Genomic DNA, 12,843 nt, shown 5'->3' with positions numbered 1-12,843 from the left:
GCCGTGAGTGACAATCTCTTATGGTCTCGTCTTGGTTGACCGCCACGAGGCCAACGCGACGTTAGTGACGCAAACTGCCATTCGGCCGGGGCCGTCCTATCGCTGACCGGCCGCATGCTGCAGCCGCGCGATCAGGTCGCGATTGCGGCAATAGTCTGGCGGATCGTCGGCTTGCTGCTGCTCGTCGAGCCAGGTCGAGCATTCGTCCTGATGCCCGCAGGCGCGGCAGCGGTCCACCGCCCGATTGGTGACGGCTACATTGTCTGGAACGATCTTCAATTGTTTGTCGACGCCCAGCTTCCGCATCATGCGGCCCATCAAGGCGGTCCTGGCGTCAATTGGGATCAGGTAGTCGAGAAAAGTCATGTCGGTCACTCCCGTTTCCCGCAATATCATTGTCATCTCGGCGACCGCTGCATTGATCTCGGTCAACGGGCTCTCTGCGGACGATGATCCTCGCGTGAATGCCGTAAATGGCGGACTTGCGATACGGCCGGAGGTCAATACGACATGAAGCGGTTGATGCTGCTTTCTTCGATACGCGCAGGCGGCTGTGGCCATATGCGCCGGAGACGATCAGGTCGGCGTTGATTGAGCGCGCAACTGCCAACAGATGCTCACCGTCAGCGTCACCACGGATGAACTCGGTCCGCGCCATGATGCCGTGATGCTCAAGAAAGACCGCGACATCTGCGAGGCTGTCACGAATGCCGTCGTCGCGCTCGCTGTCGATTGTGGCGATGACGACGTCGTTGGCCTTGGCCAAGAAGGGCAATGCGTCGGTCAGCGCCCGTCGCGCCTCCCTGGTGTCCTTCCAGGCGACCAGCACGGCTTTTGCCATAACATCTTCGATTTGGCTTGCAGCGGCGAGTACTGGCCGGCCTGTGCCGAGCACAAGGCTACCGATATCAGCGGCGCGATAGACAGCTTCTCCTTTGTCGCCGCCGGTCACGATGAGGTCGGCCGCGCGGGCCGATCTGTAAGACACTGGAGGCACCTTTCGCTGGAGCCGTTGAATGCAGCATGAGGTGCATTGGCCTGCGGCGCCTTGATGCGCGTCAAAGTGCATTACCAACCGGCTTGATCGTGACTATTTGGCATCATGGTTTTGCGTGTGCAGAAAGAGCGATGAATGATAACTAGACTGCGGTGCGGGTTTCCTGATCAAAGGACTTGATTTGGACGACAGACAAAGACGTGACTTGTCGACCGACGTTCGCGGCCAGGGGCAGACCACGGCCGAACACAACCGGCTGGCCCAGATGTTCGAGCAAGCCCCCGGTTTCATGACATTGATGCGTGAGCCGGGTCATGTCTTTGAGTTGACCAATGCCGCCTATCAGCGCCTGATCGGCCAAAGGCAAGTGATAGGAAAGTCGGTGCGCGAGGCCCTGCCCGAGCTTGAAGGCCAGGGTTTCTACGAACTGCTGGACCAGGTGTACGAAACGGGCGAACCCTACAGAGGTCAGGGCGTTAAGGTCGCGCTTCGCAACAGCCATGACGAGCCGGTCGAAGAGCGCATCCTCGATTTCGTCTATCAGCCCATCAAGGCCGACGATGGTCGCGTCACCGCTATTTTCGTCGAAGGCACCGATGTTAGCGAGCTTTCCTTTGCGAACGCCGCCCTCCGGTTGCGCGAAGACCATTTGCGTTCGATCCTCGCCACGGTGCCCGATGCAATGGTCGTCATCGATGAACAAGGCCTTATTCAATCCTTCAGCACGGCTGCTGAAACGCTGTTTGGTTACCAGTCGAGCGAAGTCATCGGTCAGAACGTCAATCTGCTGATGCCGTCGCCCTACCGCGAAGAGCATGACGCTTATCTGCACCGCTATCTATCGACCGGTGAGCGCCGCATCATCGGGCTCGGCCGCACCGTCACTGGAATGCGTAAGGATGGCTCAACCTTTCCGATGGAACTTGCCGTCGGTGAAATGCATCCTGGGACCGGCCGCTTCTTTACCGGCTTCTGCCGGGACTTGACCGAACGCTACAGAGCGGAAGCGAGAATACAGGAGCAGCAGCAGGAGCTTCTCCACATGGCGCGGTTTACCGCGCTGGGCGAAATGGCTTCGACACTGGCGCATGAGATCAATCAACCCCTCACGGCAATCACGAACTACCTCAAAGGCAGCCGCCGGCTTCTCGCAAAAAGCACAGAAGAGAACGCGCCGATGTTGAGGGAGGCCGTGGAAAAGGCAGCGGAACAGGCCTTGAGGGCCGGAGACGTCATTCGCCATCTTCGGGACTTCGTCGCAAGAGGCGAGAGCGAGCGTCAGGTCGAACGCCTTCCCACACTGATCGAGGAAGCCGCGTCCCTGGCCCTGGTCGGTGCAAGAGAAATTGATGTCCGCGTCACCTACAAACTCGATCCCGCCGCCGAACTGGTCTTGACCGACCGCATCCAGATTCAGCAGGTTCTGCTCAATCTGATGCGTAACGCGATAGAGGCCATGCAAGGCGTGCCACGCCGTGAGTTGCAAGTCATAACCGTGGCCCGCGACGACGGCATGGCAGAGGTAAGCGTGATCGACACAGGTACTGGTCTCGCGCCGGAAGTCTCCGCCCAGCTTTTCCAGCCATTTGTCACCACCAAAAAACAGGGCATGGGCGTCGGCCTCTCAATTTGCCGTACCATTGTCGAGTCGCATGGTGGCCACATCTGGGCCGAGGCAATGCCGAGTGGAGGAACTGCGTTCCGGTTCACCTTGCGCATCGTGGAGAGAGAAGAGGTCGCCAATGGCCGGTAGCCGTCTTGTGCACGTGGTCGACGATGACGTCGACGTTCGCAAATCGCTTGGTTTTCTCCTGGCGACGGCCGATTTCGCCGTGCGCCTGTATGAATCGGCGACAGCCCTTCTGGCTAACGCCACGACCCATCTCGACGGCTGCATTGTGACCGACGTGCGCATGCCGGGCATTGACGGCATCGAGTTCCTGCGACAGCTCCGGACCCGCGGGCATACGCTTCCGGTCATCGTTATGACGGGTCATGCCGATGTGGCCCTCGCTGTTCAGGCGATGAAGGAAGGTGCCGCCGACTTCATCGAAAAGCCGTTTGATGACGAGGTCTTGATCGAAGCGATCCGCTCCGCATTGGACAATCGTAATCGGGCGGAGGCAACACACCCACAAAGCGTGGAAATCCGTGATCGTCTGGCGGCCCTGTCGGAGCGAGAGCGACAAGTGCTGGACGGCCTTGTGTCCGGCCTGCCGAACAAGACGATTGCCTACGATCTTGGCATCAGCCCGCGCACAGTCGAGATCCATCGTGCCAATGTCATGAGCAAGATGGCCGCGAGCAGTCTGTCGCATCTCGTGCGCATGGCGTTGGTTGTGGAATCCAAACCTTAAAGCGCGTCACGGAGAGACATCCCGTCGTTTAGCGGAACCCTATCCCGCACCCAGTCTCGCCAGTGGGTCGGGTGAACGTCGATCCGTACGCGGGTGGCGGCGTTCTTCCAGCCTTCTCGCTCTTTTATGCAAGGAAAGATAAGCGCATGTTCGCCGTCCTCGTCGAGGACGGCCAGTTCGAGCTCACGATCGAACGGAGCGCTTGAGATCGGCTTCCACATCATCCTCTATGATGGGTGGGAGCGGCAGGCCTCGCCTTGATCTGGATCATTTTCCGAATCCCCGCTCCGGCATGAACGCTGATAACTGATATGGGCGGCCATGCGAGTCACCGGCGAGCCCAGCCATGGTTGTCGATTCGTCTGTCGGCCGACCGACTTCCTTGATCGTGATCAATGACCTCTCTGGCGACAGGTCTACGATCCGCGATGCCGGATATCAGAGTCGGTGTAGCACCGACGCCGCCGTGCAGTCACGAAAAACAGGAGATCGCGCCGTTGCTGATCCGCACGCTTTCTGCTTTGGAATGTACAAAATTGCTGACGGCCAATCGGGTCGGTCACTTGGCATGCGCCAAGGATGGACAGCCCTACGTCGTGCCATTCTACTATGCCCACGCCGACAATCACCTTTATGCATTTTCCATGCCGGGCAAAAAGGTCGACTGGATGCGTGCCAATCCGCTGGTGTCCGTCCAGGTCGACGAACGCGGCCAAGGGCGGGCATGGAGAAGCGTGGTTGTCGAGGGTGTCTATGAAGAACTGCCTGACCGGATCGGCTACAAGGTTCAGCGCGACCATGCGTGGTCGGTGTTGAGCAAACACGTCGACTGGTGGGAGCCTGGCGCTCTGAAGCCGGTTACGCCTCCTGTTTCGGACAGCACTCCGCATGTTTTCTTCAGGGTCATTGTCAAGGAGGCGTCGGGTCGGGAAGCAAAGGAATAGCGTGCTTTCCCGTCCGAACACTGCGGGCACAGCCGCCGTGGATTGTGCCGGCAATCCGTTTTCATGCTAATCGTCCATCGCGCAAAAAAGATGGAAATGCTGGCCAGCTTGGGGATAGGTATTCTCTGCGCACGTAGAAATGAGCCAGTGGTGAAGGGCGATGGCGCAGGAAACTCGGGTGGTTTGCAGCAAATGCGGCGGGATCAATCGACTGCCGCCAGCGCGCGACGCTAAAAACGCAAAATGCGGAATGTGCGGGAAAAAGCTGTTCTCAGGTCACCCCGAGGACGTCGACGCACGAACCTTCGATCGTCAGCTCAAGCGAGGCAGCCTTCCCGTTGTCGTGGATGTCTGGGCGCCATGGTGCGGCCCCTGCAAGATGATGGCGCCCGCATATGAAGCGGCAGCAAACGAACTGGAACCGCATGTTCGGCTGATCAAGCTCAACTCCGACAATGAGCAGGCCGTTTCAGCCAGGCTCGGCATTCGCGGCATCCCGACCATGATCCTGTTCCACGGCGGACATGAGGTTGCGCGCACATCCGGCGCAATGACGGCGGGGCAGATCGTCAGGTGGATCCGCGACCACCTGCCGATGGCCGGCGCCTGAAGTCCTCAAATCGTGGATCCGCTCATCGCCCGGCTCGGACTTGCACTGACCATGGGCTTGCTCATCGGACTGGAGCGCGGCTGGCGGGAATGGGACGCGCCCGATCGGTAGTAGCAGCCCTTTGCGTATTCACGCTCGGTGCATTGTCCGTCGCTGGCGATTACCGCGCCGCTTCGGCAGAGAGGAGCAGCACGCGCGGCCATCCTTGCTAGTCGCGAAATCCTGCACGGCCTCCTGAAGCGGCTGACCTGGATCGAGCTTCGTTCCGCGCTGATCCTAAGGGTGGCTTCAACCCATGGGAAGTCTGGTTCCTCACGGTTCTGATGGCGTCGATATCGTTCGCTGGCTATGTCGCCGTTTCGCGCCCTGTGGACCACCCGCGGCCTGCTTGTCAGCTCGCCCGCCGGCGCGATCGTCTCTTCCACCGCCGTAACCCTGACGCTGGCCCGCAACGCCGTGTCGAGAGGCAATCCTCTGCCGCTCGTTGGCGCGGCGTCGCTGGCCGCAGGGTTTCTTTGCTAGGCGTCTGCGCCGTGGTTCTTATCGTCGAGCCAAGCGTGATCGCTTCGGTTGGCATTCCCGCAATTGCCGCGGCGCTCTTTTGATGCCGATCAAGGGCCAAAACGGACAGCCGCTTTATGAACTCCGCGAAGGAGTACGCCATGATCAGCTTGAAGGGTCTCACCCCGAAATTCCGGCACGTCCGGTTGCTGCCAAGCCACCTCCGAGGTAACTCATGCCGCGGCGCATCTTGATTGTTGTCGGCCATCCCGATCCATCGCCGCACCGGCTCTGCCGTAGTCTCGCCAAAGCCTATGCCGAGGGCGCGGAACTGGCGGGGCATGTCGTCCGCCGGGTCGACCTCGCGGCATTCGATTTTCCAATGCTTCGGACGGTCCAGGAGTTCGAGCACGGCGCGATTCCCGAGAGCCTAAAGGACGCCGCTGAAGCGATAGTCTCGGCGGAGCACATTGTATTTGTGTTTCCGCTGTGGCTCGGGACCGTGCCGGCTCTGCTCAAGGCTTTTCTGGAACAGGTCATGCGGCCGGGAACTGCCTTTACCTACCCTGACAAGGGTGGCGGCTTGCCCAGGAAACTGCTCCGCGGCCGCTCCGCTCGCGTCGTGGTCACGATGGGTATGCCTTCCGTTGTTTACCGGCTCTGGTTCCTCGGCCACGGCATTGCCGCCATGCGGCGCAGCATCCTTTATTTTGCCGGCATTAGCCCGGTACGCGAGACGTTGTTCGGCATGGTCGCGGGCGCCAGCGATACAACGCGGACAAAGTGGATCAAACAAATACGCAAGCTCGGTGGGCTGGCCCTTTAGCCAATCAGCCACGGCAAAGTCGGCCGTGGTCGTCCAGGCAATGAGTGCAGATCGCTCTAGCCGCGCGACTTCACCGGGCGTTGTCCGGCCGCGGCAGCTCGGAGCAGTTTTTGTTGGGGGCCAAACAAGGTATCGGCCGGCCCCTACCTGACGGTGACCTCGGTGGAGCGCCCACGATGATACTGTCTCACCTCCGCTCATCCCAATTCGCGCACGGGAACCATCGAGGCCGCGTCGGACGAGACACTATCAACTAAGCCTTTCCCCAGCCGCAGCATCACCTCTTCAGTGATACGTAGTTTCCCGTAAGGACATAACCGAATTTCGCAGCCTGCGGATTCGCGCGATTGCTGTGTTACGGATCAACCGGGAAACAGCCATGCACGCCCAATCGACCTCCAGAATTTCGCTGCCGTCACATTCTTTGCAGTCGAACCTGCCTGCGGCGTTCGATCCGACTCCGCTACAGCCGGTCAGCTTCTTTCCCTCCGGTTCGGAAATTTATGCGCAAGGTGAAAAGGCCGGCGCCTTCTATCAGGTCGAGTTTGGCGCCGTGCGTGTTTACCGCCTGCTTGCAGACGGTCGCAGGCAGATAAGCGCCTTCCATCTGGCCGGAGAGACATTCGGTTTCGAAGCCGACACCACCCATCATTTCTTCGCCGAAGCCATCAACGCCACGGGTGTCCGCGTCTTCCGCTTTGCCACTGGTGCGGATATCTCCCGCCAGCTGCTCCCGCTGGCTCTCAAGGGCCTGACGAGAGCGCAGGAACATCTCTTGGTCCTCGGCCGCCAAAATGCCATCGAACGCGTCGCCGCGTTCCTGGTCGACATGGGGGAGCGGCAGGGCGGGTTGCGGCAGATCGAACTGCCGATGTCGCGCATGGATATCGGCGATTATCTCGGCCTCACCATCGAGACCGTGTCGCGAGTTTTCACCCGACTGAAGGACAACGGCATCATCCGCCTGCTCAATCTGCGCAGCATCGAGATCATCAAGCACGACGTGCTTCATGCGATGAGCGAGTGAGGCTACTTGGTCACTTGGCGCGCGTGGCAGACCATAAGCGTTGCCGCTTCAAGCCCAAACGGTTGCGGAAGGGTCAGCAATAATACACAGGGACGGGATTTCAGTTCCAGCACACTGACATACCGACTTGCGGGGACCACCGCGGAAACTGGATGGTTGTCTTTGAGCCCGACGAATTGGATCTTTACATCGAGCATTGGGCACCAACCATCAGAAGTGAGCCGACCACCTGGATCAGCGCTGATGACTTTTTCGCCCGGCGGCAGCGTCCGTCGATCTTGTCGATCCTTCTACCCAGGCCAGGGTGCGGCTATGAACGCACTCTCTCTCGCTAAGGATTTGGATGACGGCAGCGGCATCGAATGTTCCCAGCAGATGCGGCAGCGCTTCGAGGATCGCCGGCGCGCGTAGACGTGGCCCAGTTCGAAGGTGATGACGCCACCGCCGATGAAAACGACCGCGCGGGCAGCACCGGTCGATCAGCACATCGTATCTCAGATGCTCGGCGCGCCTGCCGCTGCCGCAGCAACGGGCCTCGCCGCGATTGCAAGCCTGAAGCTGCCGCTGCCATTGGCGCGCGCGCATTCCGAGGCGCCGCAGCGAGTGCTCATGACGAGGCCATCAAGCGTCGAAAACCCCATCGTCGTGGCGACGCTTCGTCCAGCGTCCATGGCGCACAGGCTGGCACCGCTGCCGAGATGGGCGAGGATCGCCCGGCCCCCGGCGGCCGGGCCGCAACGCTTGCGCAGCTTCGAAGCGATGTGGCTGTAGGAAAGGCTGTGAAAACCATAGTAAACATGCCCGCCTTGGTCAGCGCGCGTGGGAGGCCATAGATCTTGGCGAGCCGCGGTCGGGCCGAATGGAATCCCGTGTCGAAGCATCCGACCGGAAGCACTCACGGCAGGAGGTCGGCGGTCAGAGCGACGATCTCGACATTGATCCTTTATGGATGGGCGCCAGCGGCTCCAGCAGGCGCAGTCGTCCTGAAGCCGGTTCGAGGCCGTCTCGTGCGGACCGACGATGCGGAAGTTCTTCGCGGCCTCGTTCAGCTCCATCACGGCACGGAAGAAGTTGCCCATCACCGCGTCGACTCGGCCCGAGTTGGGCCCCTTCGCCGCCGGCTTGCGGCGCGGTGGCACGGATCGCTTCGACAGGGGCTCCGCTTGCCATCTTTGGCGTCACGACGACGAGTCCGGCTTTGATCCACCGCAAATGTCTTTCCAATGGATGATGAGCGCGCCGATGCCCCGCGGATATCTCTCGTCAGTTGCTGCCCGACGCGATCACACGAACACCGCCCTGTATTTGGCCAGAACGCAATCCAAGCGAGCGCACAATCACCGCGCACGTGCTGGAATTGCTCCCGCCGCCCGCAAGCAGATTGCGCACTGGTAAGTTGTTTTTGAACCTGATTGGAAAAATTGTAGTCTTCGTGCTACATATTGACGTAATTTGTAGCGCGAAGGTATCAAAATGCCCACTCCCCACAACCCGCCAGCCACCGTCAGACGCGCCCTGCGCAAGCTGGGAGCGGATATCCATGACGCGCGGCGGCGGCGGCGGCTTCCAATGGCGGTGGTGGCCGAGCGGGCCTTCACCTCGCGCTCGACATTGCAACGGGTCGAAGCTGGCGACACGAATGTTAGCATCGGCATATATGCCGGCGTTCTTCAGGCGCTCGGCCTGCTCGATGGCCTGAGCCAGATCGCTGATATCGCCAACGACACTGTCGGTCAGACGCTGGCGAGCGCCGATCTACCAAGGCACACGCACCTCAGGCGGCCGGCCAGGACGTCTCGCGATGGCTGAATTTGAGGTCCATATCGATCTTGGCGGCCACACCCGCCCTGTCGGCCTGGCGAGAAGCAATCGGGTCCGCGGTGCGGAAACGATCCTCTTCGAGTATGACGCTGCATGGCTCGACGACCCGGACCGGTTTTCCCTGGAGCCGGCTCTGGCTCTCACCCGTGGCGCCTTTGCTCCGCCTGCCGGGCTGGCTACGTTTGGCTCCATCGGCGACTCGGCGCCTGATACCTGGGGGCGACGCCTCATGCAACGCGCCGAGCGGCGTCTCGCTGAACGTGAGAAACGTGCCGTTCGCACTCTCACCGAGAGCGATTATCTTCTCGGCGTGGCGGATCTGACACGACTTGGCGCGCTCCGCTTCCGGTTGGTCGGCACCGAGCTCTACCTGGCGCCGATCCGTGACGGCGTCCCTGCCCTCATCCAACTCGGCCGGCTGCTGCAAATCACCGAGCGAATTCTACGCGATGAGGAGACCGACGAAGATCTGCAAATGATCTTCGCACCAGGTTCTTCCCTAGGCGGAGCGCGGCCGAAGGCCTCGGTCATTGACCAGCATGGCCACCTCGCGATCGCCAAGTTTCCAAAAGAGACGGACGACTACAGCATTGAGACCTGGGAGGAGATCGCGTTGCGCCTGGCTGGCCAGGCAGGCATCGCCACGCCACGACACGAACTGATCGAAGTTGCCGGCAAGCCTGTGATGCTCTCGACGCGTTTCGATCGTGAAGCCGCGATCCGCGTTCCATTCCTGTCCGCCATGGCGATGATGGGTGCCCGGGACGGCGAGCGCGGCAGCTACCCTGAGATGGTCGATGCGCTCACCCAACATGGCGCGCAAGGAAAGACCGACGCGCATGCCCTCTATCGCCGTGTCGCCTTCAACGTGCTGATTTCCAACGTCGACGACCACCTGCGCAATCACGGCTTCCTTTGGCTGGGAAAGGCAGGATGGTCGCTATCGCCTGCCTACGATCTCAATCCGGTCCCGACGGATCTCAAGCCGCGGGTTCTGACGACCAACATCGATCTCGATGAAGGGACGTGTTCGCTTGATCTTCTGGAGACCGCCGCCGGGTTCTTCGCGCTGACGCTCCCGCAGGCGCGAACGATCATCAAGGAGGTCGCCGTGGTGACGTCGACCTGGCGCAATGTTGCCAAGGCCGTGGGGGCGCGACCGGCGGAGATCAACCGGATGGCGAGCGCTTTCGAGCATGACGATCTCAAAAGGGCTCTGGCGCTCTAGGCGCGCGGCGCGCGTCCCGGCCTTCGACTTGCTGCAGCCATGTTCCTGGCGAGCCCGACCAGGCGCAGGACAGCCCGCTTTGGATTCGATTCGAGCCAAACGCCCCTGATCGGGCTGACGCTGTTTTTCCCGCCAAGCGGTTTCCACAGGGCGGAATCGATGGCAGCGGTCCTGGCATAGCTCGCCTCGGCCAAAGTGACGCCTTGCCCCAGCTGCACCTGAAAGATCACGGTAGCCTGGTTGGCGCGGCATGTTTGAACGGCCGGGCCGCCGTCGGCCGTGATGCGTTCGAGCAAGCGCAGATCCAACGGCGGTCCGTCCAACCCGACCGGAACGAGCAGGCACATATCGGCAAGGTCAGCCCAGGTGAGGAAGGGCTTCTCGGCAAGACCATGAGACGACGGCAGGAGCACGAAGAGACGTTCTTGCCAAAACACTTCGCTGCTGCAGAATCCAGCCGAGCCAATATCGTGCGTGAATACGATGTCGAAGTGCCTGCGGCGAATGGCTGCCAGGCATTGGCCGGATGGGACATCTTCAATGGTCAGGCTGACGTCCGGGTACTTGTCTCCGAAACGATCGATGAGGCGCTTAAGGAACTTACCTCCCTTCACCCAGCACAATCCAATCCGGAGCGTCTTGGCATCGTTGTTATCTCGGACCCGCTCAGCGAAGGCTTCCAGCAGCCCCTCGTAGTGAGCGCGCACAATTTCGATCCAGGTTCGGCCGGTCTCGGTCAAACGAACGCCGCGCACATTGCGTTCGAAGAGCTGCATTTCCAGAAGCTGTTCGAGCTTGACGACGTTGCGACTGACCGAGGATTCCTGGACCCTCAGCACTCTCGCCGCCTGACGCAGGCTGCCATGATCCATCGCCGCAAAGGCGTATGTCAGCAACTGGATGGCGTTCCCGTTCCGCGTCATGGCGCTTGAACTTCGTGGATATTTTCGCGGATCAGCCCTGCCTCACCACGATGCGATCGGATCTGTTCACCGCAGCAGGTCGCGCTCTGCAGATCAACAGCCTCGTCCGGCAGCGCAGCAACTCGAGCGCAGGGCGAGGCGACAGGCACTCGTGATTGCATCGAAGCCTTGCGGCAATGGGCATCGCGTTGCGTCGTCAGAGCGGGACCTCTTTCATCACGATCGTCGAAGCCGGGAATATGCCGGCCTCATAGACATATTCGTGCGGAATGGCGGGGCCTGGCATCTGTGACACGTACAGATCGAGATTTTCCTTGCTGTTGCTCGCCGCGAGACTGCAGAAATTGCCGCTGTTCCACGTCATGACGCTTAAACTGCGCGCGTACGGCGCGAGCCATCTCCTCCAAAGTGGCCTCATTGTTGAACATGGTTCCCAATACGGCAGTCTTCTTTCTGTCAATCTCCTCCTGGGGGAAGTACCGCGCTTTGAAACCGTAGTCCTTCTGGTACTCTCGACGTTGGTAGTCGCGTTCATCGACGGCCCGGAACTTCTCGACGAACACGAAGATGCCACCCTTCTTGAGGTGCTGGGTCACGAACTCGACCTGCTTCAGTCTGTTGGGCGAGTACATTTGAAAGGTCGTGTCCTCCAGGATAAGGTCGAAGCCTTGCGTGAACTTTGCCAGCCGCCGGTCGGATCCGAGAACGTCCTTGGTCAACCGGTGGAACGGCCCGATGAAGAACTCGGCATGGGGCGGTTCGCCATAGGCCATGAAGGATTTGTAGTTCTCGGGATTCGGGCTGCACGACAGCGAGACAATCTGCCCGCCGGAGAATTCGGACAGCGTCCTGGCCATCGTTCCTTCAGCCGTTCCAAGGCTGTATAGCGACAGCGGCGCGCCACGGGACCGGGCATATTTCAGCACCGCGTAGGCCATCCGGCACTCCTCTTCCAATCTGTAAGGAATGCTGCCGTGATAGTGCTGGTCAAAGAAGCCTTGCCGATTGGCGTGCAAATCTACCAGATCGCGCAGGAGTTCATCGCCAGGGAGAAGCCGGGCGTCGGCCACCGGCTTGCGGACGGGCATCCCGCTTTTGCCCGCGGCCGTTGAAGCAAAAAAGCCAGCAAGCTCATTGATCCGCGGACCTTGATCGCATTCGGCCAGGAAATCGTCGAGACCGCGCATTGGAATAAGCCTCCCGCACCATTGCTTTGGTGAGATGCCAAGAGCTCGATGCGGAAACGCCACTAATTTAAGAGAGGCCTAATGTTTCAAGCTTGTTCGAATCTTGGCGAGGCACTGGTAGGCTGGGAAAATACGGGCGGCTTTCATGCGATTGCCGTTTTTTTACTAAAGTGACATCTTCGACCAATCCTGAGTTAGTTGTGATTTGTCCAGCAACCCATGGTTATGCACAACACGAGAGGGGCGGGCTGCTTTTGGTACGAAGGTTGCTCTCTGCGTGGATATTCTTTGCCTCGACCCAAAAAAGTTACGCCGCTCACAGTATCAAACGTTTGCACACCAACATGAGAGTTGGGGAAACGTGCGGGCGGACTTGATCAAGAGGACTGGTCTAGGGCGCCAGGAAACGGGCATCTCCTTCC

At 60.2% G+C, this 12,843-nt stretch carries 13 protein-coding genes and 1 pseudogene; 9 read left to right on the top strand and 5 right to left on the bottom strand.

Annotated features, from left to right (window positions below; genetic code table 11):
- Positions 1–96 precede the first annotated feature (96 nt).
- Entirely contained in the window at positions 97–366 is a 270-nt protein-coding gene (locus tag NKI79_RS12745) for a DUF6455 family protein (protein WP_352801932.1), read from the bottom strand.
- A complete protein-coding gene (locus NKI79_RS12740) occupies positions 335–988 on the bottom strand; it encodes a universal stress protein (protein WP_352801930.1) in 654 nt (217 codons plus the stop codon). Before NKI79_RS12740 ends, NKI79_RS12745 begins: the two co-directional genes overlap by 32 nt.
- 274 nt (positions 989–1,262) lie before the next feature.
- Here NKI79_RS12740 and NKI79_RS12735 point away from each other — a divergent pair, with 274 nt between their 5' ends.
- The 7 genes and pseudogenes from NKI79_RS12735 (at position 1,263) to NKI79_RS12705 (ending at position 7,262) form a co-directional block, all read left to right on the top strand.
- The gene (locus NKI79_RS12735; RefSeq protein WP_352802094.1) at positions 1,263–2,750 is read left to right on the top strand and encodes a PAS domain S-box protein; all 1,488 of its coding nucleotides are present in this window, start codon (positions 1,263–1,265) and stop codon (positions 2,748–2,750) included.
- On the top strand, positions 2,740–3,354 hold the full coding sequence (gene fixJ, locus NKI79_RS12730; RefSeq protein WP_352801929.1) for a response regulator FixJ: 615 nt from the start codon (positions 2,740–2,742) through the stop codon (positions 3,352–3,354). The genes NKI79_RS12735 and fixJ overlap by 11 nt, the downstream gene beginning before the upstream one ends.
- A gap of 497 nt (positions 3,355–3,851) precedes the next feature.
- Positions 3,852–4,298, top strand: coding sequence for a pyridoxamine 5'-phosphate oxidase family protein (locus NKI79_RS12725; RefSeq protein ID WP_352801927.1), 447 nt, complete (start codon positions 3,852–3,854; stop codon positions 4,296–4,298).
- 160 nt (positions 4,299–4,458) lie between these two features.
- Entirely contained in the window at positions 4,459–4,908 is a 450-nt protein-coding gene (gene trxC, locus NKI79_RS12720) for a thioredoxin TrxC (RefSeq protein WP_352801925.1), read from the top strand.
- Between the two features lie 12 nt (positions 4,909–4,920).
- Positions 4,921–5,507, top strand: a pseudogene (locus NKI79_RS12715) (DUF4010 domain-containing protein); the annotation flags it as partial.
- A gap of 137 nt (positions 5,508–5,644) precedes the next feature.
- The gene (locus NKI79_RS12710; RefSeq protein WP_352801923.1) at positions 5,645–6,235 is read left to right on the top strand and encodes an NAD(P)H-dependent oxidoreductase; all 591 of its coding nucleotides are present in this window, start codon (positions 5,645–5,647) and stop codon (positions 6,233–6,235) included.
- Between the two features lie 379 nt (positions 6,236–6,614).
- Complete coding sequence (locus NKI79_RS12705; RefSeq protein ID WP_352801922.1) at positions 6,615–7,262, top strand: helix-turn-helix domain-containing protein; 648 nt, start codon at positions 6,615–6,617, stop codon at positions 7,260–7,262.
- A 494-nt stretch (positions 7,263–7,756) separates the two neighbouring features.
- On the opposite strand, the gene NKI79_RS12700 is transcribed toward NKI79_RS12705, so the two are convergent.
- Positions 7,757–8,341 (bottom strand): hypothetical protein, encoded by a 585-nt coding sequence (locus tag NKI79_RS12700; RefSeq protein WP_352801920.1) that lies wholly within the window; start codon positions 8,339–8,341, stop codon positions 7,757–7,759.
- Between the two features lie 394 nt (positions 8,342–8,735).
- Here NKI79_RS12700 and NKI79_RS12695 point away from each other — a divergent pair, with 394 nt between their 5' ends.
- Together NKI79_RS12695 and NKI79_RS12690 are read left to right on the top strand one after the other, a co-directional pair.
- The gene (locus NKI79_RS12695) at positions 8,736–9,071 is read left to right on the top strand and encodes a helix-turn-helix domain-containing protein (RefSeq protein WP_352801919.1); all 336 of its coding nucleotides are present in this window, start codon (positions 8,736–8,738) and stop codon (positions 9,069–9,071) included.
- Entirely contained in the window at positions 9,064–10,311 is a 1,248-nt protein-coding gene (locus NKI79_RS12690; RefSeq protein ID WP_352801918.1) for a type II toxin-antitoxin system HipA family toxin, read from the top strand. Before NKI79_RS12695 ends, NKI79_RS12690 begins: the two co-directional genes overlap by 8 nt.
- Here the strand turns inward: NKI79_RS12690 and NKI79_RS12685 are convergent.
- The gene (locus NKI79_RS12685; protein WP_352801915.1) at positions 10,308–11,207 is read right to left on the bottom strand and encodes a LysR family transcriptional regulator; all 900 of its coding nucleotides are present in this window, start codon (positions 11,205–11,207) and stop codon (positions 10,308–10,310) included. The two genes, NKI79_RS12690 and NKI79_RS12685, sit on opposite strands and share 4 nt — an antisense overlap.
- A 275-nt stretch (positions 11,208–11,482) precedes the next feature.
- Positions 11,483–12,421: a class I SAM-dependent methyltransferase gene (locus NKI79_RS12680; RefSeq protein WP_352801914.1), complete on the bottom strand. Its 939-nt coding sequence runs from the start codon at positions 12,419–12,421 to the stop codon at positions 11,483–11,485.
- Between the last annotated feature and the right edge of the window lie 422 nt (positions 12,422–12,843).

Origin of the sequence: Mesorhizobium sp. M0340, from assembly GCF_040321535.1 — a bacterium.
In the GTDB taxonomy this organism is placed as follows: Bacteria; Pseudomonadota; Alphaproteobacteria; order Rhizobiales; family Rhizobiaceae; genus Mesorhizobium.
This window is presented reverse-complemented; position numbering and strand designations above follow the sequence as displayed.

Bases quoted from the DNA above. Each gene is read 5' to 3' on its own strand.
- NKI79_RS12745 (WP_352801932.1), bottom strand. From the start codon at position 366: ATGACTTTTCTCGACTACCTGATCCCAATTGACGCCAGGACCGCCTTG.
- NKI79_RS12700 (WP_352801920.1), bottom strand. From the start codon at position 8,341: ATGGGCAACTTCTTCCGTGCCGTGATGGAGCTGAACGAGGCCGCGAAG.
- NKI79_RS12710 (WP_352801923.1), top strand. From the start codon at position 5,645: ATGCCGCGGCGCATCTTGATTGTTGTCGGCCATCCCGATCCATCGCCG.
- trxC (WP_352801925.1), top strand. From the start codon at position 4,459: ATGGCGCAGGAAACTCGGGTGGTTTGCAGCAAATGCGGCGGGATCAAT.
- NKI79_RS12695 (WP_352801919.1), top strand. From the start codon at position 8,736: ATGCCCACTCCCCACAACCCGCCAGCCACCGTCAGACGCGCCCTGCGC.
- NKI79_RS12690 (WP_352801918.1), top strand. From the start codon at position 9,064: ATGGCTGAATTTGAGGTCCATATCGATCTTGGCGGCCACACCCGCCCT.
- NKI79_RS12735 (WP_352802094.1), top strand. From the start codon at position 1,263: ATGTTCGAGCAAGCCCCCGGTTTCATGACATTGATGCGTGAGCCGGGT.
- NKI79_RS12705 (WP_352801922.1), top strand. From the start codon at position 6,615: ATGCACGCCCAATCGACCTCCAGAATTTCGCTGCCGTCACATTCTTTG.
- NKI79_RS12680 (WP_352801914.1), bottom strand. From the start codon at position 12,421: ATGCGCGGTCTCGACGATTTCCTGGCCGAATGCGATCAAGGTCCGCGG.
- fixJ (WP_352801929.1), top strand. From the start codon at position 2,740: ATGGCCGGTAGCCGTCTTGTGCACGTGGTCGACGATGACGTCGACGTT.